Origin of the sequence: Lactobacillus acetotolerans DSM 20749 = JCM 3825, from assembly GCF_001436775.1 — a bacterium.
GTDB lineage: Bacteria > Bacillota > Bacilli > Lactobacillales > Lactobacillaceae > Lactobacillus > Lactobacillus acetotolerans.
The window spans coordinates 11736-34011 of the sequence record NZ_AYZC01000009.1; the positions used below are offsets into that span (position 1 = coordinate 11736).

Here is a 22276-nt window from a genome sequence, read left to right on the forward strand (position 1 = left end):
CCAATTAAAAATATTGACAGTCTTTTTAAATCTTGCTAAGATGGTTTTCAATCAATCAACACAAACAGTAATTGCTTCGTTAAGCGTCAGAGAGCTGGTGGTCATGTGCAAGCCAGTCAGGCGGAGTCAATGAATTACAGTGTTAATAATAATTGTTCGGTAATATTCAGACCCGTTATCATCTAATAGAGATCAAGTTTTACACTTGAAAATTAGGTGGTACCACGGTTATTGATCGTCCTGTTGACAATTTTGTCAGCAGGACTTTTTTATTGGAGAAAATAAATGAAAAAGAAAGTATCCTTCACAGAATCTATCGTTATTCTTGCAATTCTTTTAGTCATTTTAGGAATTTCAGTAATTAAATTTCGACTTTCACCAGAAGTTCCCGTCCTTTTTACGGTTATCCTCCTCACTTTTTGGGCAAAAATTCGCGGCTTTTCTTGGCAGGACATTCAAAACGGAATTAAAGAAGGAATCGGTGTTGCCATTATTCCCATCTTTATCTTTCTATTAATTGGTGCTCTGATCGGTAGCTGGATCAAGGCAGGCATCATCCCATCAATCATGGTACTTGGCTTTAAGCTAATCAACGGTAATTTCTTCGTCCCATCCGTGTTTCTCGTTTGCTCCGTTATTGGTATCGCAATCGGTAGTGGTTTTACCACTATCTCGACTGTAGGAATTGCTTTATTTGGTATTGGCATCAGCATGAAGGCTAATCCTGCCTTAGTGGCTGGTGCAATTGTTTCAGGCGCTGTATTCGGTGATAAAATGTCACCTCTTTCTGATTCAACTAACCTTTCGGCAGCGGTTGCAGAAAGCGAATTGTTCGCTCATATTAAAAATATGATGTGGTCAACCATTCCCTCATTCATTATTTCATTTATTCTCTTCTGGATCCTTGGAAATAGTGGGCAAATGGATGTCAGCAAAATTACCCAGACTTCCAATGTTTTACAAAGTCACTTCTTCATTTCCTGGTGGGTACTATTACCAATTGCCCTAATGCTTTTCTGTGCGTGGCGGAAGATCCCAGCTATTCCTACCTTATTCATTAATATCACTGCGACAGTCATTATGATTTTAATTGAAAATCCACACGAATCTGTTACCTCATTAAATAATTTAATCATGAACGGATTTGTAGCTAAAACCAGCAGTGCAACAGTTAACACTTTACTCAGCCGTGGTGGTATTTCTAGTATGATGGGTACCGTTTCATTGATCATTACCACCCTTTCACTAGGTGGTTTACTCATGAAATTTAATATTATTCAAAGTGCAATGGAACCATTAATCAAACATTTAAAAAAGCCTGCTTCTTTGATCACCGTTACTATTCTATCAGGCATTAGCATTAACCTCTTCGTTGGCGAACAATACTTGTCAGTTATTTTACCCGGCCGTGCCTTTAAACCTGCTTATACAAAAATGGGATTGTCACCACTAGCACTTAGCCGGGTATTAGAAGATGGAGGAAGCGTCATTAACTACCTCATCCCTTGGGGTGTTGCCGGTTCATTTGCTGCCTCAACTTTAGGAGTTCCAGTACTGGCATTTTTACCTTTTACTTTCTTCAGCCTCCTATCTCCGCTATTTTCAATCTTAAGTGGAGTCACAGGAATTGGCTTAAAATGGGCAGAAAAACCTAAGCAAAAATAATAAACTATCCCCTTTAGTCTTCACCTATTTTGTGATAGTTTATTATAAGTATCTATATGACAGAAAGGATGTTTTTATGGATAACTTCTCTACTGAGCCTCAACGTCGGCAAGTACATGACGTTACAGAGGTCAATCGTTTTTTAACAAAATTATATAGTGTTATGGGATTAGCAGTTTTAGTATCTGCTTTGACCGCATATTTAACAATGACCGTTTTCAGAAGCGCTGTCATGAAAATGCCAGTGGCAATGATGTGGATCATTTTGCTGGTACCATTTGGATTAGCAATTGGCATTAGTTTTAAAGCTGACCGTAACCCAGCTGCAAGTTTTATCATGTTAATGATATTATCTATCATTTATGGCTTTGAATTTTCACTACTTGCTGGTTACTACACTGGTACTCAAATAACCACTGCATTTGTTTCTTCAGCAGCTGTCTTTATTGCAATGGCATGCTTTGGTAGCTTCACACATAAAGATTTAGCCAACTGGGAATCATATTTAAGCGCAGCTTTAATTGGACTTTTAGTTGCATTAATAGTTAATATGTTCTTGAAAAATCCTATGGTTGATTACATTTTTTCAATTATTGGGGTAATCATTTTTACTGGCCTAACCGCTAGCGATGCACAAAGAATGAAGGATATTTATAATAACTTCGGTGATCAAGTTTCCACTAATGGTTTAGCCATTCTTGGGGCATTACAGTTATACTTAGACTTCATTAACATCTTTATGTTCTTACTTGAAATTTTCGGTATGGGCGGTAATGATCGTCGTTAAAAATCACTTTAATAATAAATAAAATCCTGCTACTAAATTTAGTAACAGGATTTTTTATGTACTCATCATTATATAAAAAAGCTTGTTATTATTTTTGTAGTAACAAGCTTTTTCATATTTTAACCACCAACGTAAAATTCAATCCGTTGTTTTAAATTTTCAAAATTTACGGGGCAATAATCACCAATCTCACCATCAAGGTTAACCGGTAACTTCTTACCTTTACTCTTACCAATAAGCTCAGCTTTCAAAGTCCTTGTCTTCGTATAAATGATGTCTGGATCATCCATATGATTGCCATTTAAAGCTAGAGCCATTAATTTAAGTACCTTAACCGGATCAGATGGTTTAACTACGATTAATTGAAATAAGCCATCACTTAATTGTGCATCTGGCATAATTTGCTCAAAGCCACCAATTGTGTTAGTCATCCCAAGCAAAAACATAGAGAGTTTACCTTCATAAACCCCGCCGTCGTAAGTTAACCGCATTTCATTCTCAGTCAAATGAGGCAACATTTCTGCACCTTTAATTAAATATGCAGCATAACCTAATGCAGACTTAACTTCTGAAGGGACACCATATGTAAGCTCCGTTAAGGAGCCACAAGCAGCGATGTTAACAAAATATTGGTCATCACCGCCTTTGAAATTAGCTTTCCCAATATCCATCTTACGAGTCTTATTTTTCAATATAACTTTGGCTGCTGCCGCAATATTATCACGTGGTATATTCAATGCACGTGCATAATCATTTGTCGTTCCAGCAGGAATGATTGCCATTTTAGGTCTTTTATCTAGAAACGCAATTCCATTTACAACTTCATTGATTGTACCGTCACCGCCTGCAGCAACGATCAAATCAAAACCTTCCTTTGCTGCACGCGTAGCCTCATTTTGCGCACTCTTTTTCTTACGAGTCGTTCTATAAGCACTGGCTTCATACCCGGCTCTTTCTAGAACATCCAGAATGGTAGCTACATTTTTCGGCATTTGTTCGTGACCGGATACAGGATTATATATTAATCTTGCTTTACTAATCATAATTACCCTTAATATTTTAAAAATTCAAATTAACGACTTTGCAATTCTTGGTTGAGCAGTTTATTAACAACCTTAGGATTGGCTTTACCACGAGTCTGTTTCATGATTTGACCAACTAAATAGCCAATCGCACGATCTTTACCGTTCTTAAAGTCCTCAACCGATTGTGGATTAGCATCAACAACCTTTGTAACCATTGGTTGCAAAACACTGGTATCTGATAACTGAACCATTCCCTTATCTTCAACGTATTTCTTAGGGTCAGTACCCTTAGTAATAGTTTCAGCAAAGACTTTCTTAGCAATCTTAGATGAAATAGTGCCATCCTTAATTAATTTAATCATAGCAGCCAAATGTTCTGGAGTAAGTTTAATATCAGATAAGGAAACGCGATTATCATTTAAGTAACCATTTACTTGTGTATTCATCCAGTTAGCAGCTAAACGTGGATCGGCTCCCGCTGCAACTGCTTTATCAAAGAAGTCAGAGCTTTCTTTGGTCTGCAACAATACATTTGCATCGTAAGGCTTCAGACCAAACTTATTAACATATTCATCATAACGATCTTCTGCAGAAGTTGGCATTTCTTTAGCAATCTTATCAACCCAGTCTTGGCTAATATGATATGGTGCTAAATCTGGTTCTGGGAAGTAACGGTAATCGGCGTCACCTTCCTTAACACGTTCCAAAACAGTCTTCCCTGACGCCTCATCAAACCGACGGGTCGAAGATTGTACCCGTCCACCTGATAAAAGTACTTGTTGCTGGCGTTTTTCTTCATAAGCTAATGATTTACGAACGTGTTCGAAGGAGTTTAAATTCTTCATTTCAACTTTAGTACCTAACTTCTTTTGTCCGGCTGGACGAATAGAAATGTTGGTATCAACACGCATTGATCCTTCTTCCATCTTAACGTCAGAAGCACCAGTAAACTGAACAACTTTTCTTAACTTTTCAAGGTATGCATAACCTTCATCTGGATCGGTAATATCTGGCTCAGAAACGACTTCGATCAACGGAACACCTTGACGGTTTAAGTCAACATAAGAATAACCGTTGGTACCATGAGCATTCTTACCAGCATCTTCCTCAATATGCATTTCATGGATACCGATACGCTTCTTTTTACCGTGAACCTCGATATCAACATAACCATCACGAGCAAGTGGTTGGAAAAATTGGGTAATCTGATAAGCTTTGGGGCTGTCAGGATAGTAATAGTTCTTACGATCAAAATGTGTATTTGGCAGAATATGAGCATGTGTTGCCAAAGCTACCATGATACCTAAACGATACACATTTTTATTGACGTAAGGCAATACACCTGGCATAGCCCAATCAATCACGTTAGTTGCCGTATTAGGTTTTGCTCCATAAGTTACCGGTGAAGGAGAGAAGATTTTACTCTTAGTCTTTAATTCGAAGTGGACTTCGAATCCAATAGTCGATTTAAAATTCATTCAGTTAATCCTCCATTCCAGATGGTGTTTTTTCATAAAATTTATTATTACGTTCAATAAAGTCAGCTACCCTAAAGATATTTCCCTCATCAAAACGTTTAGCCATAATTTGGAAACCAACGGGCATCCCATCTGCCAAACCAGCTGGTACACTAGCTGCAGGAATACCTGCCAAATTAGCTGAAATAGTCAAAATATCATTATTATACATTTTGATTGGATCAGAAATTTCACTGCCAATATCAAATGCTGGGGTAGTCGTGGTAGGACCCACAATAATATCGTTATCAGCAAAAATTTTATCAAACTCATTACAAATTAAAGTTCTAACCTTTGCTGCTTGTTTAAAGAATTTATCATAGGAACCAGCTGAAAGAGCAAATGAACCTAACATAATTCTCCGTTTAACTTCTGGGCCAAATCCTTCAGAACGAGACTTAACGTAAACGTCAACTAAGCTCTTAGTGTCCTTAGCACGGTAGCCATAACGAATACCATCATACCTTTGTAAGTTTGAAGAAGCTTCACTTGAGGCAATGATGTAATAAGTTGGAACAACGTATTTAGTCAATGGAAGTGATACTTTATTAATAATTGCGCCATTAGCTTTCAAAAAGTCAATTTGCTTTTGAACAGCAGCACGTACCTTTTCATCAACCGCATCACTCATGTATTCCTTAGGAACACCGATCCGCAAGCCTTTAACACCTTGACCGATGAAGCTTGTGAAATCAGGAACCTCTTTTTCTGAAACAGTTGAATCACGGTCATCGCTTCCGGCAATAACATTCAAAATTTCAGCTGAATCTTTGGCGCGCTTGGTCAATACACCAATTTGATCTAGTGACGAGCTAAAGGCAATTAACCCCCAACGTGATACACGGCCATAAGTAGGTTTAATTCCAAAAATACCGTTGAATGCTGCTGGTTGCCGAATCGAACCACCAGTATCTGAACCAAGTGCAGCAACAACTTGACCTGATGCAACTGCGGCTGCAGAGCCACCAGATGAGCCACCTGGAACTTTATCTAAATTCCACGGATTATGAGTTGGGCCATAATATGAATGTTCGGTGGAAGAGCCCATCGCAAACTCATCCATATTAGTCTTGCCAACAAAAGTCGCTTGGGCTTTCTTTAACTTGCTAATAACTGTTGCATCAAACACTGGAACATAATTGTACAGCATGTGACTAGCAGCAGTGGTTTTTACGCCTTTAGTAGTGATGTTGTCTTTAATGCCAATTGGAATACCAGCTAATTTATTCTTGGAAAAATCAAGATTTTCAGCTGGCTTCGCATCATCGGCAACAGTTATCCAAGCATTTAATTTTTTATTTTCATCTTTGATGTTTGCTACAGTATCTTTGGTTAACTTATCAGCCGATAAAGAACCGTTAGCAAGTTTTTTATTTAATGAGTCAATATTTTCATTTAAGTAATTCATTATTGGTCGTCATCCTTATTAATAATTACAGGAACCTTAATAAAGCCGTTAGCCTTTGCAGGTGCATTCTTCATTAAATCTTCCCTATCTTGCCAATGTTCAGGTTTATCATCCCTAAATACAGTGTCACGATCAACAACTTGGACTGTCTCTGGAACACCTTTGGTGTCAACTTCTGAAAGCTGATCAGCCATATTAATGATTGAACCCATTTGTTTAGTCATCTTACCTAATTCTTTATCATCAAACTCAAGTCGCGATAAAATTGCAACGTGTTTAATGGTGTCTTCTGTAATCTTCACTCAAATACCTCCTATTCGCCGCCATAAATATGGACTTGGTAATCACCATCTGCTGTTTCTTTAGCAATTAATGCCTGTATATCGTTAACAGAGCCAATTTTAATTTCAATTGGAACATCATTTGGCAAATACTTTTTCGCCGTCGATAAAACTAAGCGGGTAAAGCTTTGGATCTGTTCATAACCATAAAATTGGGTAGTCACAGAAATGTTTTCTTGTGCCAATTTTCCGTTATCATAGCGTAAGTTAGCTGTTACGCCACTGATATTAGGAAAATAGTTTTGAATCGATGCCTTAAAACTGCTAAAGCTTGAGGCATCACTACTATTAATTGCCTTGGTGTTGCCAATTGTCGGTAATACTTCAGATTCCTCCGACACAGTTTTCCATTTAGTTATTTTACTACTATTAGCAGCTGCTGTCCCGTAAGCAAAGTAAGTTCCACCGACGAGGGAATCTTTGCTAGTTTTAGAAAAAAGACCAACGGTAATTGGGACGTGCTTTAATCCCTTTTTGGCACGCAAACGACTCACAACTTGTCCAGCCATTTGTTGACCATAATTTTTTTGGTCCGTTCGTGAAATTTTCTTTTGGTATTCTGGACCGCCACTAGACTTCTGGTAGTAGTCAACAGAATTCATTGCAAGCCCAATACTCATACCACCTATATGGTAACTGGAACCGGAACCCGACAAATAATCTTGTTCAAGAATCTCTTCTAAATAATATGGATTATAATTTTTCTTTGAACCTGAAGCCGGATTTAATCCCCTAGGATTAGACTTGGATTTTCTTGCCAACCAATTATTTACAGTTGTAGAATCCAAATATTGACCCTCTTGAAAAACGTATGAATTAGGAGAATATTGACCCTTAGAAATTTGCACCAGGCCACGTTCTAATTCACGTGTATCAACTGAATTGTCATTATTAGTGGCGGTTAGCCCATCAATAGGACTAACAACGTAATGGCCGTTCTTCATTAAAACGGTATAGCCACCATTACCTGTATTGGTAGTCTGGTAACTTTTAGTCTTTGTAGTAGAAGGTGTTTTTGCATTATTAGCTAAATTAGAATTCTTTAAGTTACCACAGGCACTTAAACTGATGGCCACGCCAATCAATGCCATAACTTGCAAATATTTTTTCACTTTAATTATTCCTTTATTCAATATGTGCAATTGCTTCTTCTTCAGTTAAACGTGGAACACCTAAATTCCCAGCTTTAGTATACTTAGAACCGGCATTTTTGCCATAAATAACATAATCGGTATTGTGTGATACAGAGCCCGTTACCTTGGCACCTAAAGACTGCAATTTCTTCGAGAACTCGCTTCTAGTGTAATGTTCAAGCGTACCAGTTAACACAACCGTCTTATCTTTAAAGTAATTATCTTTAATTTCTTCAGGTTCATCTTCACCGAGGTAATCCATGTTCAAACCACTTTCTTTTAGCTCTTCCACCAGTTTAATAACCTCTGGTTGAGCAAAATAAGTAGTTAAAGATTCAGCAATCGTCATGCCTATTGTAGCGATTGAAGCAACTTCTTGCACGTCCGCATTCATAATCTTTTCCATATTTTTAAACTTTCGCGCAATTAAGCGGGCAGCCTTAGCTCCAACGTGATCTATTCCCAAACCAGTCAAAAGCAATTCAACTGAATTCGACTTAGAATTATTAATTGCAGTTAATAAGTTATTAATTGATTTATCTTTAAAGTGATCTAACTTGGATAAATCATCAGCGGTTAAATGGTACAAGTCAGCAACATTATGAACTAAATTATTAGAAATTAACTGCCTAACAATCTTGGGACCCAAGCCATCAATATCCATTGCTGGTCGAGATGCAAAGTGGGTTATTTGCTCTTCAACTTGTGCCGGACAGGACGGATTAATACAACGAAGAGCAACTTCACCCTCTAAGTGCACCAATTTTTGACCACATGACGGACAAGTAGTTGGAATTTTATACGGGACAGAATCTTTGGGCCGCTTTGACAGTACTACTTCAGAAATTTCTGGAATAATATCGCCTGCTTTGTGCAGTTTGACCGTGTCGCCAATCCGGACATCTTTTTCCTTAAGCAGATCCGGATTATGCAGAACCGCACGTGACACCGTAGTACCAGCAAGTTTTACCGGGTCCATAACAGCGGTTGGCGTTACAACCCCGGTGCGGCCGACCGTCCATTTAATATCATGGACAACCGTTTCCTGTTCTTCAGGTGGAAACTTATAAGCAATTTCCCAACGTGGTACCTTAACGGTATTACCTAGGCTCTGTTCAATACTTAAATCATCAACCTTAAGTACAATTCCATCGATTCCGTAGGTTAAACTATCACGTTTGGCTGTATATTTATCGATAAAAGCAAAAATATCATCCAAATTAGATAATTTTTGCCCCGTTTGGTTCGTATGAAAACCTAAGCGGTGCATCTCATCAATTGCTTGGTGCTGACCCGTAATTTTTTCAGGCGGATTAACCCAGGTATAAATAAAGGTACTTAAATCCCGTCTCTTAGTAATACGAGCATCAAGTTGCCGCAACGAACCAGCAGCAGCGTTACGAGGATTGGCAAAAACACTTTTACCTTTTTCGTCCCGCTCCTTATTTAACTTAGCAAATGCTTCTTTACCCATATAACATTCGCCCCGTACCTCTGTAGTCAGCGGTTCAGGCAGGGTTTGCGGAATATCCTTGATGTAGCGAGCATTTCTTGTTACGTCTTCACCAACTTCACCATTTCCACGTGTAGAGGCACGAACTAACCGACCATTGGTGTATTCAAGCGAAATAGATAAGCCATCAATTTTTAATTCAACATTGTAAGCTACCGGATGACCGACCAATTTTTGAATTCTTTGGTCAAATTCTCGCAATTCACCTTTAGAAAAGACATCCCCCATTGAAAGCATAGGAATTGGGTGATCAACTTTGGTAAATTCCGAATCGATCTGCCCACCAACTTTTTGCGTGATTGAATCAGGTGTTATAAGTTGCGGAAATTGCGTTTCTAGTTCAACAAGACGGTTATATTTCTTATCATAAACGTTATCCTCAACCTTGGGCGCATCTTTTGAATAATAGGCATCAGCCCACTTATTAAGTTGTTTCCTAAGAGGACCAATTTCTTTTTTTGCTTCCGCAAGAGTTAAATCTGCCATTTTCTCTCCCTTAATTAAAAACTATCACAACTCAAGTTTATTATAACTTCTTAATAGGAGCAAAGGCGGCTAAAAGGCGCTTAATTCCTTTACCGTTAAAGGCAATATCAAGTTCCATATCTTCACCGGTACCATTAACTTTAGTAACAACGCCACGGCCCCATGATTTATGTTCAACCTGATCACCAACACTCCAACCCTTCTTCTCGGCACCTACAGCACCGGAAGCTTTTTTGGCTTTAGGAGAGGTATAAACTTGCGCACGAGCACGTTCATCCTTGTTAGCAAATGGTGCTGCTTGAGATTTGTAATTGTTATTCCCAATAAAGCTGTTCCCCGCATTGGGATTTTCAACTTCTATATCCTTGTCATCAATTTCCTCTAAAAATCTTGATGGCGGGTTATTTTGAATTCTGCCATACATCATTCTTGAATATGCATTTGTTAAGTATAGCTCTTGCTTAGCACGGGTGATACCCACATATGCCAAACGGCGTTCTTCCTCTAACTCTTTTTCATCCATTAATGAACGAGATAATGGGAACAATCCATCTTCCATACCAATTAAGAAGACAACTGGAAATTCCAACCCTTTGGCAGCATGGAGCGTCATTAATTCTACCTGATCATCATTTTCCTCTAAGTCATCCTGATCGCTTAACAACGATATTTCGGCTAAGAAATCACTGAGGGCATCAGAATCTTCCTCATCTTCATCATAATGATCATCAAACCGTTTAGTTACGGATAAGAATTCATCCAAGTTTTCTAAACGTGTATCGGCTTCAATCGTGTGTGCGGCTTTAAGCGTACTGGTATAATTAAAATCCTCAAGAATTTTTTCAGTTAAACCAGTAACGGTGTGGTCTTTAGAGAACTTAATCGCATCGCGTAATTTACTACCAAAGTCACTGAGTTTAGATGCAGGTCTAGTAGAAATAGTTGACGCACCTATATTATCCATCGCTTCCAAAACGTTATAATGATTAGCATTTGCAAAGGATAAAAATTTATTAACGGTTACCGCACCAATGCCACGCTTCGGAGAATTAACTACCCTATTTAAACTCAACATATCGGCCGGGTTAGCCACAAGTTTAAGGTAGCCCATGATATCCATAATTTCTTTTCGGTCATAGAATTTATGGCCACCAACAATTTGGTAAGGAATATTTGATTTAACAAAAGCTTCCTCGACTGTTCTTGATTGTGCATTTGTCCTATATAAAACGGCAAAGTCTTTGTAAGAACGTTTTTTGTCCTTAACCTCTTCTTGAACTTTAGAAATAATAAAGTGTGCCTCATCGTCACCGCTTTGAGCCTGATAATAAGTTACCTTTTTACCTGCTCCCTGGTCTGTCCAAAGGTTCTTATCTTTTCTATTTTGATTATTTTTAATTACGGAATTAGCAGCTGACAGAATATGACCAGTTGAACGATAATTTTGCTCTAACTTAACGGTCTTGACGCCGGCCTTCTTATAGTCATGCTCAAAGTTAACGATGTTTTCCATATTAGCTCCACGCCAACCATAAATCGACTGGTCTGCATCCCCAACGACACAAATATTTTTATATTGAGCAGCTAGTTCGTGGCAAAGTTCATATTGCGCCTGGTTCGTATCCTGGTATTCGTCAACCAAAATATAATGAAATTTGTTCTGATAAAAATGTAAGGTTGCAGGATCTTTTTTAAACAATACCAAAGTCTGCATGATCAGGTCATCAAAATCCATAATCTGCCCCTGCTTTAAGCGGTGTTGGTACTCCTTATAAACTTTAGCCGCAACCTTGTCAAAGGGTGAAGAGGCACTACTTGCAAAAGCATCAGGTGTCATCAAATTGTTTTTTCCATTGGAAATTGCTGATAAGATGCCACGCGGATCGTACATTTTAGGATTGATATTTAAGTCTTTTTCAATGTGCTTGACCAAAGTCAATTGTTCTGATGAATCCGCAATCGAGAAGTTATGGCTATAACCAATTTTATCTGCGTCTCGCCGCAAAATCCGTACACAAAGGGCATGGAAAGTTGACATCCAAATACTATTAGCGACCGGTCCCAAAAGTTTTTGCTCACGGTCACGCATTTCTGTTGCAGCCTTATTAGTGAAGGTAATCGCTAAAATATTCCAAGGCGTAACATTGTTTTCTTCTACCAAATAAGCAATCCGCCTTGTTAAGACGGAAGTTTTACCTGATCCCGCTCCAGCAACTACCAGAAGTGGACCTTCAGTAGCCTGAACGGCTTTTTTCTGTTGGGGATTTAACCCAGCTAAAATTGATTTTTCGCTCATTCTAATTCCCTTCACAAAATTCCAACTGTTAATAACAATAGCTTTCTCATTATAACAAAAAAGTAACGTCACTTTTTAGCCGTTACTTTTTACTTATCATATTTTTCAAGGTCAAATTGCTTGATTAAATTAATTAATTTATCCGCATAATTTGGATCAGTTGCGTAGCCATCTTGTACTAAAGCACGAGCTTGATTTTGGTAATTCTTAGCTGTCACAACATGTCTGTATTGCTTACCATTCCAGCTAGTTCCCTTTTGAAAGAGTTCTGCATGTGCGCGAATGGAAGCTTCATAAGAATCATAAATTTGGAAACGAGCTTTAACATTGATTCTCTTACCCTTTACATATTCTTGGGTAGATAAAATCGCGGAAGTATTTGGATTAGTTCCCTTTACACCAAATAAATTATTATATTTTTGTGCTAAGGCACTTTGACCGTAATTACTTTCAAGGCATGCCTGGGCCACAGTGATACTAGGCAAAAGATCATATGATTTATCCACACTTTTTGCAATTGGACCAATCTTATTAATAAATGCTTTATGTTGCCTCAGAATCTTTTCCCGTTGTTCTTGACGTTGCAATTGTTCTTGCCTGATCTGCTCTGACTGGATCGCTTGTCTTCTATAATATCTAAAACCGACAAAAGCAATAATTAGCACAAATAAAATGATAAAAACACGAATTATGATTCGTGAACTTTTTTGAACTTTACGTGTACGACGTTTAGCCATGAAATTTTCCTTACCTTTAAAATTGATACATCAATTATAACCCGACTTAATCAATTTCTTCATAACGTAATTAATTTTTAAGATAAAAAAAGATGGAACCAAAGTTCCATCCCTAATTAGTGCGGGCGAGAAGGCTCGAACTTCCATGATCTAAAATCGATCACAAGATCCTTAGTCTTGCGCGTCTACCATTCCGCCACGCCCGCAAGCACATCAACTATTATAAACAAAAAATTGATATCATACAAGCCTCTGACAAATATTTTCATATTTATTTTTTATAATTATAAAGTAAACGCAATTTACCCTTACACTTACCACAGCGGTAACGGCGAACGTTGATTTTACGGATTCGCGGATAGTGCATTCCGCACTTTTCACAAACATAAAGATAATTTACCTTGCGTTTTCGGCGCAAACCAATATCAGGAGCATAGCGACTCCCACCTACCTGTCGCAATAAATTTTTAAAATCCCGGTTACGGTGTTCATAACCCATACCTAACAAATGTAAATGATAGTGTGTTAACTCATGTTTAATAACCCCTACCAAATCATCATGATATTGCGGTGCCAGAAAATGGGCATTTATTTCAATATGGTGATCATTTATGTGGTAACGGCCCCCAGTTGTGGTCATTCTTTTATTGATTTTAACCTTATGAACGAACGGGCGTCCAAAATACTTTAAAGAAATTTGTTCAACTAATTTTTGTAGTTCTTCCTCAGTCATTCTTACAGAAATCACCTAAATATTTTTGCATACAAACCAGCTTCTTTAGGAGTTTGAATGTGCCGCTTCAAGTAAGTAACGATTTTTTCTTTTAAAGAATGCTGACCATTCATCCAAGTACCAGTAAACAAGTGTATTGTCCTTGAATCTTTGCTTGGGTTACATAAAATACCATCAGGATAAACGTGAATATCATCCTTTAAATTTTGGTCAAAATTGCCTATTTTCAGGCCAAATTGCTTCTTTAAAATATTCGTCACTGACAAACTATTTACCCCAGCCATTTGATTATCATCATCAAATTTAAAATCAAGGTTTTGGTAATAATCAAGGATACTTTTCATAAATGGATGCCCAGCTTCTGCACCAAAAATTGCAGCAGACAGATAATTTTTATTTTCAAAACCGATAAAAGCTCTGTGTTGTAAAATTGGCGTAAGTGGTGCAATTACCCGAACGTCGGTATCTAAGTAAATGCCTCCTTGCTCATAAATTACCCGTGCACGAATATAGTCAGAAACGAATGCCCATTTTTTAGCTTCATATGCTTCTTCAATATAACGATTTTCATGCATATCGAAGTTATTTTCATTCCACTCAATAATTTTATAGTCAGGCAGATTTTTATGCCAAGTTGCAATACATTCTTGAATGAGCTGCGATTTAGGATTACCTCCTACCCAAATATAATGAATAATTTTAGGAATCATAACTGCCTCTCCTTTATCTTCTGAAGAAATTCTTGACTAAGTTAACAATATCCTCGTTAAGATCCAATTTCATGATAAACATCAATCCAAGATAAATGATTAACATCAAAACAGACTTAAAGGCCATGTTAAAGAAAACTGAGTGAAGTAGGTTAGGTACAAACATCCCTACTGCTAGAGTAATAATTGCAATTAAGAAGTATTTCGGCACATCTTTAAATGAATACTTAAAATCATAGCCATCACGCACAATCCAAAGTCGCAGAATTAGCACTACAACTTCTGTGGTTAAAATTGCTACCATCGCGCCAAAGGCACCATACGGACGATCTAAGAAATAACTCAAAACAATTTCTAAAATTGCACCAATCACAACTGGAAAAGCATAATCTTTATCACGCTTATTAGCTAACGCAAACTGGTTGGCAAAAACACCACCTGTTGGAATCATAATAATAGTAAGGGTAAACCAAAACATCAATGGGACCATCGGAATATATTTATGGCCAAAGAAGAACGGCACAAACTGTTTAGTATTAGCCATAATAATCACTGCAAACAGAGTCCCTAGCATAATCGTTGCTTCAAGTGATTTTTTTAAAACAACTTTCTGAGTTTTTTTAGCTTCACTCGCCATCTTAGGCATAATTACCAGAGAAATACTGGTGATCACTCCAAGTACCATATTTGAAATTCTCTGCGAATTATCATAAAAAGATACCTCGGTTGAGCTTTGAAAAATACCCAGAATTGGCTTATCTAATGAAGTATAAATTTGAGTCGCAATTTGGGGAATCATCAAAGTTGCAATGGCTTTAGAAGTTGTTGAAAATTTATAAAAGTGGGCAGCAGGTTTATCCACATAACGATGAATATCAAACCAAAAGACAACTGAACCAAGCATTGTCGTCACCGACATGATCAGCAAATATTTCCACAGGTCACTGGGTGCTTTTACCCATAATAAAATCAAAACCACGCTGGCTAATTTTACAGCCGTATTTTTTAAAACAACCCGACCAAATTCTGCCAATCCTTGGAAAAACCAAGAAATATCGATTTGCGCCGAAACAAGGTATGGAACCATTAACAGTAAATAATTCCAATATTGAATATGAAAGGCACTGGTAATAAACACCGTAATCATTATGGTAATGATACCGGCTATGCCTTGAAAATACCATAAGCCCCAAAAAGCATCGGTTAAGTCCTGCCGGTTTCCAAACCTTCTGGTACGTGCAATGGTTCGCATACCCACGTAAGATACAGAAAGTGTACAAAAGATCATTAGGAATTGAACTGTATTGTTAACACTACTATATATTCCATAGGTCTTAGGACCTAAAACACGTGAAAGATAAGGGACAGTAATCAAGGGTACTAAAACAAGAAAAACTTGGTAGACTGCATTATAAAATATATTTAAAAATGTCTTCTTCATTTCTTCTCCCTAGTAACCTTTGGTCATAAAATCAAAAATTTTATCACAATATGAATCAGCATTTACCTGATCGGTCAAGTTTAACCAATACAAGCGTAAATTACGCAATTGCCGGTTATCCAAGTGATCCAAATTACTAATCAAATCCCTTTGGGAATTTACATTAATTCCTGGAATAATATCTTCATATGGACCTATCAGCAAACCACGTGTCTTTTCATATTGTTTTAAATAGTTAGTGACAAACACAATTGGCTTATTTAAATGAAGGTAATCAAAGTAAATTGATGAAAAATCAGTTATTAAGAAATCAGTATCACCGAGTAGTTCGTACAAGTCACAGTCATGGTCAAACAGATAATCATTATTCAAAAAAGCAATATTAGAATACTTGCTCTTAAAATTAGAAAACATGCGCATTTCATAGGGATGTAATTTGACGATCAAATATTGCTGCCGCTCTTTTAAAGCAGAATTTAACTTTTCAATATCAAAATCATCAAAGGCAAAGAAGTTTCCGCTTTTAATTCTTTCCATAATTTTAGGATCATTTAATTCATAACGAAAAGTTGGCATATAAATGCCAATTTGTGCGTCTTTATCTTCTACTTTGAATAGATCCTTTAGCAATTGTTCCTTAGAAATTACCGGATTTTTTAACGCGTCTAATCTAGGAAAGCCAACTTTATGGTATTTCGTAGTTTCAATTGCCATACAAGCACTCATCAAGGTTTCATAGAGGTCTGAGCTTGAACATACAATGTCCGCATATTTGTGCCATAATTTTTCGTTACGACGATTATCCCGGCGCTTGGTGTTGTTAGCCATAATCCCCATTCGCTTCAATGGAACACCATGCCAAAATTGAACATTAATTTGGTGTTTGCGTACCTTAAAAGGTTGGTGTGTGGTGATAGTATATCGAGCTGCACCAATCTTCTGCCAAACTTTCCAGCCAAAATGTGATGACGGCCATGGCTCGATTAAGGTCACGTTATACTCAGGATGGTTTAATTGCAAATATTTATAAAATAAGTACCCATTGGACCCTGATCTGCCTGAACCATTAAGAATAACTATCTCATTATCCTCCATCGTGGTAAAACGAGCTAAAAATTTCATTAGGGTCATGTAACAACGGAATAAAAAACTTTTCATCAAATAACTTCCTAGAAAAAACTTCTTACTCTTAAGAGTACAAAAAAAGCTTGAATAAACTCAAGCTTTTCTTGACTATTTTTTAAAATTTTATTCTTTTCCTACTTTTCTTTCAAAGAATTTGACTATTTCAACAATAATAATCATACAGACGCCGGCGCCTAAAACAACGCTCCATTGCTGACCATTAAGTTCAGTGACATCAAAGAATCTTGTCATGAATGGTAATTCAACGCATGCCATAACTAATGCAGAAATCAAAATGGCCCAATTAAACCATTTATTAGCAAAAGTTTCTTTTCTAAAAATAGATTGGTGGATATACTTCGAATTAAATGCATGGAATAACTGAATCAAACCCAAAGTTAAGAATGCCATGGTTAAGCCATCGCCATGTTGCATAACTGGATTATTCACGTGTGGCCCAATCTTTAATCCAATAAGGTAAGCACCCAGTACTAGAGCACTTTCCAATATACCCTGATAAATAATCGAGCTGGCAACACCACCGCTGAAGAAGTTGGATTTCTTACCACGAGGCTTACGTTTCATAATACCATCTTCAACTGGTTCAACCCCTAAGGCAATAGCCGGAAGGGTATCGGTTACAAGGTTAATCCAAAGCAATTGAACCGGAGCTAAAATGTCCCAGCCCAGCATAGTCATCATGAAGACCGTCAGAACTTCACCAACATTACAACTCATTAGGTAAAGAATCGATTTCTGAATGTTGCTAAAGACTTTTCGTCCTTGTTTAACGGCCTCGACAATCGTGGCAAAGTTATCATCAGCCAGAACCATGTCACTGGCACCTTTAGATACTTCGGTACCTGTAATACCCATGCCAATACCAATATCGGCTTGCTTTAAACTTGGAGCATCGTTTACTCCGTCACCGGTCATGGCAACGATTTTATCATTTGCCTGCCAAGCCTTAACAATCCTAACCTTGTGTTCAGGAGAAACTCGTGCGTAAACACTGTAATCACTGACATGTTTCTTAAAGTAATCGTCACTAAGTTCATCAAGTTGCGCACCAGTAATTACCCGCTTATCTTGACCAGGCTTAAGTATCCCTAACCTTTCAGCAATTGCTTGAGCTGTAACTTGAAAGTCACCTGTAATCATAACGGTTCTAATACCAGCACTATGAGCTTCTTTAATAGCTTCTTTTGCTTCCGGACGTTCCGGATCAATCATTCCTACTAGCCCAGCAAAAATCAAATCTTGCTCGACGTTGTCAGTTTTAGGATCATTATAAGTTTTATCAACAATTTTATAAGCTAAACCAAGGACACGTAATGCTTTTTTAGCCATATTTTGATTAGCAACTAAAATATCTTGTTTTTGCTCATCACTAATCGGAGAAACCTGTCCGTTAATCGAAACAGACGTTACCCGTTTTAATAACTGATCTGGTGCACCTTTAACGGCAATATAATACTTATCACCATACTTATTGATAGTACTCATCAATTTACGTTCAGAATCAAATGGTACCTCTTGAATACGCGGATGGCTCTGTAAAAGATTTTGGACATCAATATTTTGGTCAAAAGCATACTGAATTAAAGAAGTTTCCGTCGGATCACCAAGTAAATTTCCTCCGTTTTCAATTTTGGTATCATTTGCCAAAATCATAGAAAGAATAGCTGGATTATCCGCATGAACTTCATGATCCGTTCCATGAGTCCGGCCACGGTAGTAAATTTTTTCAACGGTCATCTTATTTTGGGTTAAAGTACCGGTTTTATCCGAACAGATAATATCGGTGGCTCCCAAAGTTTCAACCGCAGGCAGTTTTCTAACAATTGCCTTATGTGTAGCCATTGTTTGGGTTCCTAATGCCAAAATAATTGTAACAATTGCAGGCAATCCTTCAGGAATAGCTGCAACAGCCAGAGAAACGGCAACTAGGAACATATCGATTACTAATTTATCAGTTGGTTCCGTGCCACGCTTAGTAATTAAACCAACAACGAAGACAATTGCACAAATTGCCAAGATCATAATAGTTAAAATCTTGCCAAGCTGGTTTAAATTTTGCTTTAGAGGGGTATCAGTTTCATCGGTATTATTAAGCATGGTGGCAATTTTACCAACTTCAGTATGCATCCCTGTGCCAACAACAATACCTTCACCACGACCATAAGTTACGTTAGTGCTTGAGAAGGCCATATTAATCTGATCGGCAAGCGCAACCTTTTTATCCTGCAAAGTTTCATTACTCTTGTCTACCGGAACTGATTCACCCGTTAAAGCTGATTCCTCAATCTTTAAGCTCTTGGCAACGGTTAACCGCAAATCAGCGGGAACAACATCCCCTGCTTCAAGTAAAACAATGTCCCCCGGAACAACCTCTGTACTTGGAATTTCAAGCACGGTGCCATTACGCCGAACGTGAGCATTGGGTGTAGACATTTTCTTTAAAGCGTCAATTGCTTCTTCTGAACGTGTTTCTTGGAAAACTCCCAACACAGCGTTCAAAATAACAACAATCATAATGATTGCGGCGTCTGTCCATTCATGGGCAACAACCCCAGAAAGAAGTGCGGCTATAATCAAAACGATGATCATGAAGTCTTTGAATTGATCAACGAAGCGCATGAACATACTGGTTTTCTTCTTAGAAGCTATGGCATTATTACCATACTTTTCCCGTCTTTTCTTAACCTGGTCATCATTTAAACCTTGCGTAAGAGAAGTATGTAAACTTTTCTCCACGTCCGGAATTATTTGGTTAAAATAATTTTGGGCCACTTATTTTCCTCCTTATAAAAAAAGAGACTTACATGCTTAACGCACATAAGTCTCACTATTTAAGGTAAGTCCAGAAGATACTATTCTTCGGTTGTTGGACTTACCACAAGTAATTGTTGTTACTCCCTTATGATTATCTATAATTATAAAGAAAATTATTTATTTTAACAAGTTTTATTTCTGCTTTTACTTTTTATAAAAATCATCAAATACGGTCACCGGCAAATGCCGCTTATGCTTACTTTTATTCCATAAAGCTTCGATTGTCTCCGCATCCTTTTCAGGAACTTCTCGTCCCTCAAGGTAATCATCAACTTTATCATAAGTTACACCCAGTGCCGTCTCATCAGGCAAATCAGGTTTATTTTCTTCCAAATCAGCTGTAGGGGCCTTCAAATATAAATGCTCTGGACACCCTAATTCCTTCAATAATTGCTTACCTTGACGCTTATCCAAACGAAACAATGGCGTTATATCAGCTGCACCATCACCATATTTAGTGTAAAAACCAGAAAAATTCTCCGCTGCATGATCGGTACCAACGACCGCACCCTTATTTGCACCAGCAATGGCATATTGAACGATCATTCGTTCACGAGCCTTGATATTACCTTTATTAAAATCCGTAATTTTCTGACCCGCTTTTTCGAGACTTGCAACCATCGCATCGGTTGCAGCTTTAATGTTAACAATTGGATCCTGATCTGGCTTTTGAAAGGCAATTGCATCGGCTGCGTCTTGCGCATCAGCCTGAACATCGTAAGGTAAACGAACAGCAATAAATTGGTAAGAATCATCGCCCGTTTCTTTGCGCATTTCAGAAATAGCCATTTGCGTTAACTTACCGGCTAAGGTCGAATCCTGTCCGCCAGAAATTCCTAAAACATAAGATTTTAAAAATGGATTGGCTTTTAAATAGCCTTTCAGAAAATCAACTGAACGTCTAATTTCTTTTTTGGGATCAATTTCTGGTAGAACGTGTTCATAAGCAATAATTTCTTTTTGTAATTTTCTCATCTACTAATACTTCTTTCCCTAATCTTGCGCCGAATATCTTGAATAAGATGCATTTTACTTTCATACAAATTTTGTGACAAGTCAACTGGATATTCTTGAGGGTTTAAGCTGCGCTTGTATTCATCCCATAACCCATCGAGGTTATCCGCACAGAACTTTTTAATATCTGCTAACTTAGGTTGCTTATAAACTAACTTCCCATTCTTAAAAATATCATGTAAAAGTGGAACAGCAGTATAATTTGTTACTACTTTATTGATATAGGTGTACTGCGGGTGGAACATGAAGAGTGCATCAAACTTACGCGGATCTTCATCATACCTTGCTACCCAGTCACCTTCGTTTTTCTTAGCTGTATTAGCTGAAATACGCCATACCTGTTTTTTACCTGGAGTTGAAACCTTAACAGCATTTGAAGAGATCTTCAACGTATCGCGCATTGCATGGGTTTCGTCTTCAATTGAAACCAACTTATACACAGCACCTAATGCAGGTTGATCAAAAGCGGTAATGTACTTGGTTCCAATACCCCAAACATCAATCTTGGCACCCTGCATCTTCAGGTTGGTAATGGTATTTTCATCCAAATCATTCGAAGCGAAAATCTTAGCATTTGGATAGCCAGCATCATCAAGCTCTTTACGAACCTGTTTAGACATATAAGCCATATCGCCAGAATCAATCCGAACCCCTTGAAAATTAATCTTATCGCCCATTTCGTTGGCTACCTTAATTGCATTTGGTACCCCACTGCGAACGGTATCGTAAGTATCAACCAAAAAGACACAATTTTTATGCGTTTCAGCATAAGCTTTAAAGGCCGCATACTCACTACCAAAAGCTTCAACTAAGGAGTGGGCGTGGGTACCAGAAATTGGAATGCCAAATAATTTACCGGCACGCACATTACTGGTTGAATCAAACCCACCAATATAAGCAGCACGTGCTCCCCAGATTGCAGCATCTGTCTCCTGTGCACGACGGGTTCCAAATTCCATTAACCCATCATCCTGAACGGCTTGTTTAATTCTTGCTGCTTTAGTAGCAAGCAAGGTTTGGAAGTTAATAATATTTAAAATAGCCGTTTCGACTAACTGACATTGAGCAAGAGGACCTTCAACCTGAAGTATAGGCTCGTTAGCAAAGACTAACTCCCCTTCTTTCATTGAACGAACAGTAATTTTTAACTTTAAATTACGAAGGTAGTCAATAAAGTCATCATCATAACCTTCTTGCTCTTTTAAGTATTGCAGATCACTTTCTTTAAATTTTAAGTTCTTTAGATATAAAATGACGTGTTCAAGACCTGCATAGACAGCATAGCCACTACCAAACGGTTCCGTTCGGTAAAAAGCCTCAAAAACGGCATTGCGGTTAGCCATGCCTTTTTTGAAGTAAGTATACATCATATTAATTTCATAGAGATCGGTATGCAAAGCCAAAGAATCATCTTTGTCTAATTCTGGATAAAACATTGTTTCCTCTCAAATACTAATGTAAATAACATTTTGCCTTAATTATAACCGTGCTGACCCATTACAGCAACGCG

General features: G+C 37.7%; 17 protein-coding genes and 1 tRNA gene. 2 read left to right on the forward strand and 16 right to left on the reverse strand.

The window, feature by feature from the left end:
- Window positions 1–285: 285 nt before the first annotated feature.
- Both nhaC and FC77_RS02450 read left to right on the forward strand, forming a co-directional pair.
- Window positions 286–1665, forward strand: coding sequence for a Na+/H+ antiporter NhaC (gene nhaC, locus FC77_RS02445; RefSeq protein ID WP_056969981.1), 1380 nt, complete (start codon window positions 286–288; stop codon window positions 1663–1665).
- 76 nt (window positions 1666–1741) lie between these two features.
- Window positions 1742–2452: a Bax inhibitor-1/YccA family protein gene (locus FC77_RS02450; RefSeq protein WP_056969982.1), complete on the forward strand. Its 711-nt coding sequence runs from the start codon at window positions 1742–1744 to the stop codon at window positions 2450–2452.
- A gap of 119 nt (window positions 2453–2571) precedes the next feature.
- On the opposite strand, the gene FC77_RS02455 is transcribed toward FC77_RS02450, so the two are convergent.
- The 16 genes from FC77_RS02455 to FC77_RS02530 all read right to left on the reverse strand — a co-directional run bounded on the left by FC77_RS02455 (window position 2572) and on the right by FC77_RS02530 (window position 22202).
- Entirely contained in the window at window positions 2572–3495 is a 924-nt protein-coding gene (locus FC77_RS02455; protein WP_054681520.1) for a diacylglycerol kinase family lipid kinase, read from the reverse strand.
- Window positions 3496–3524: 29 nt separating this feature from the next.
- The gene (gene gatB, locus FC77_RS02460) at window positions 3525–4955 is read right to left on the reverse strand and encodes an Asp-tRNA(Asn)/Glu-tRNA(Gln) amidotransferase subunit GatB (RefSeq protein ID WP_054681518.1); all 1431 of its coding nucleotides are present in this window, start codon (window positions 4953–4955) and stop codon (window positions 3525–3527) included.
- A 4-nt stretch (window positions 4956–4959) separates the two neighbouring features.
- The gene (gatA, locus tag FC77_RS02465) at window positions 4960–6402 is read right to left on the reverse strand and encodes an Asp-tRNA(Asn)/Glu-tRNA(Gln) amidotransferase subunit GatA (RefSeq protein WP_056969983.1); all 1443 of its coding nucleotides are present in this window, start codon (window positions 6400–6402) and stop codon (window positions 4960–4962) included.
- A complete protein-coding gene (gene gatC, locus FC77_RS02470; protein ID WP_054681517.1) occupies window positions 6402–6704 on the reverse strand; it encodes an Asp-tRNA(Asn)/Glu-tRNA(Gln) amidotransferase subunit GatC in 303 nt (100 codons plus the stop codon). Before gatC ends, gatA begins: the two co-directional genes overlap by 1 nt.
- 11 nt (window positions 6705–6715) lie before the next feature.
- On the reverse strand, window positions 6716–7855 hold the full coding sequence (locus FC77_RS02475; protein WP_056970002.1) for a CamS family sex pheromone protein: 1140 nt from the start codon (window positions 7853–7855) through the stop codon (window positions 6716–6718).
- 13 nt (window positions 7856–7868) lie between these two features.
- The gene (ligA, locus tag FC77_RS02480; RefSeq protein ID WP_056969984.1) at window positions 7869–9875 is read right to left on the reverse strand and encodes an NAD-dependent DNA ligase LigA; all 2007 of its coding nucleotides are present in this window, start codon (window positions 9873–9875) and stop codon (window positions 7869–7871) included.
- 40 nt (window positions 9876–9915) lie between these two features.
- On the reverse strand, window positions 9916–12171 hold the full coding sequence (gene pcrA / locus FC77_RS02485) for a DNA helicase PcrA (protein ID WP_056969985.1): 2256 nt from the start codon (window positions 12169–12171) through the stop codon (window positions 9916–9918).
- A gap of 89 nt (window positions 12172–12260) precedes the next feature.
- A complete protein-coding gene (locus FC77_RS02490; RefSeq protein WP_056969986.1) occupies window positions 12261–12908 on the reverse strand; it encodes a glycoside hydrolase family 73 protein in 648 nt (215 codons plus the stop codon).
- Between the two features lie 120 nt (window positions 12909–13028).
- A tRNA-Leu gene (locus FC77_RS02495) sits at window positions 13029–13114 on the reverse strand.
- Between the two features lie 65 nt (window positions 13115–13179).
- A complete protein-coding gene (locus FC77_RS02500; protein ID WP_056969987.1) occupies window positions 13180–13641 on the reverse strand; it encodes a SprT family protein in 462 nt (153 codons plus the stop codon).
- A gap of 11 nt (window positions 13642–13652) precedes the next feature.
- Window positions 13653–14351 (reverse strand): glycosyltransferase family 32 protein, encoded by a 699-nt coding sequence (locus FC77_RS02505; RefSeq protein WP_056969988.1) that lies wholly within the window; start codon window positions 14349–14351, stop codon window positions 13653–13655.
- 13 nt (window positions 14352–14364) lie between these two features.
- The gene (locus FC77_RS02510; RefSeq protein WP_056969989.1) at window positions 14365–15792 is read right to left on the reverse strand and encodes an oligosaccharide flippase family protein; all 1428 of its coding nucleotides are present in this window, start codon (window positions 15790–15792) and stop codon (window positions 14365–14367) included.
- Window positions 15793–15801: 9 nt separating this feature from the next.
- Entirely contained in the window at window positions 15802–16950 is a 1149-nt protein-coding gene (locus FC77_RS02515; protein WP_056969990.1) for a CDP-glycerol glycerophosphotransferase family protein, read from the reverse strand.
- Window positions 16951–17040: 90 nt separating this feature from the next.
- Window positions 17041–19710 (reverse strand): calcium-translocating P-type ATPase, PMCA-type, encoded by a 2670-nt coding sequence (locus FC77_RS02520; RefSeq protein WP_056969991.1) that lies wholly within the window; start codon window positions 19708–19710, stop codon window positions 17041–17043.
- 186 nt (window positions 19711–19896) lie between these two features.
- The gene (gene nadE / locus FC77_RS02525) at window positions 19897–20727 is read right to left on the reverse strand and encodes an ammonia-dependent NAD(+) synthetase (protein WP_056969992.1); all 831 of its coding nucleotides are present in this window, start codon (window positions 20725–20727) and stop codon (window positions 19897–19899) included.
- Complete coding sequence (locus FC77_RS02530) at window positions 20724–22202, reverse strand: nicotinate phosphoribosyltransferase (RefSeq protein WP_056969993.1); 1479 nt, start codon at window positions 22200–22202, stop codon at window positions 20724–20726. The genes nadE and FC77_RS02530 overlap by 4 nt, the downstream gene beginning before the upstream one ends.
- Between the last annotated feature and the right edge of the window lie 74 nt (window positions 22203–22276).

What these genes read in the sequence shown, in the direction of transcription:
- nhaC (WP_056969981.1), top strand. Translation starts at nt 286, where the DNA reads ATGAAAAAGAAAGTATCCTTCACAGAATCTATCGTTATTCTTGCAATT.
- FC77_RS02450 (WP_056969982.1), top strand. Translation starts at nt 1,742, where the DNA reads ATGGATAACTTCTCTACTGAGCCTCAACGTCGGCAAGTACATGACGTT.
- FC77_RS02455 (WP_054681520.1), bottom strand. Translation starts at nt 3,495, where the DNA reads ATGATTAGTAAAGCAAGATTAATATATAATCCTGTATCCGGTCACGAA.
- gatB (WP_054681518.1), bottom strand. Translation starts at nt 4,955, where the DNA reads ATGAATTTTAAATCGACTATTGGATTCGAAGTCCACTTCGAATTAAAG.
- gatA (WP_056969983.1), bottom strand. Translation starts at nt 6,402, where the DNA reads ATGAATTACTTAAATGAAAATATTGACTCATTAAATAAAAAACTTGCT.
- ligA (WP_056969984.1), bottom strand. Translation starts at nt 9,875, where the DNA reads ATGGCAGATTTAACTCTTGCGGAAGCAAAAAAAGAAATTGGTCCTCTT.
- pcrA (WP_056969985.1), bottom strand. Translation starts at nt 12,171, where the DNA reads ATGAGCGAAAAATCAATTTTAGCTGGGTTAAATCCCCAACAGAAAAAA.
- FC77_RS02490 (WP_056969986.1), bottom strand. Translation starts at nt 12,908, where the DNA reads ATGGCTAAACGTCGTACACGTAAAGTTCAAAAAAGTTCACGAATCATA.
- FC77_RS02500 (WP_056969987.1), bottom strand. Translation starts at nt 13,641, where the DNA reads ATGACTGAGGAAGAACTACAAAAATTAGTTGAACAAATTTCTTTAAAG.
- FC77_RS02505 (WP_056969988.1), bottom strand. Translation starts at nt 14,351, where the DNA reads ATGATTCCTAAAATTATTCATTATATTTGGGTAGGAGGTAATCCTAAA.
- FC77_RS02510 (WP_056969989.1), bottom strand. Translation starts at nt 15,792, where the DNA reads ATGAAGAAGACATTTTTAAATATATTTTATAATGCAGTCTACCAAGTT.
- FC77_RS02515 (WP_056969990.1), bottom strand. Translation starts at nt 16,950, where the DNA reads ATGAAAAGTTTTTTATTCCGTTGTTACATGACCCTAATGAAATTTTTA.
- nadE (WP_056969992.1), bottom strand. Translation starts at nt 20,727, where the DNA reads ATGAGAAAATTACAAAAAGAAATTATTGCTTATGAACACGTTCTACCA.
- FC77_RS02530 (WP_056969993.1), bottom strand. Translation starts at nt 22,202, where the DNA reads ATGTTTTATCCAGAATTAGACAAAGATGATTCTTTGGCTTTGCATACC.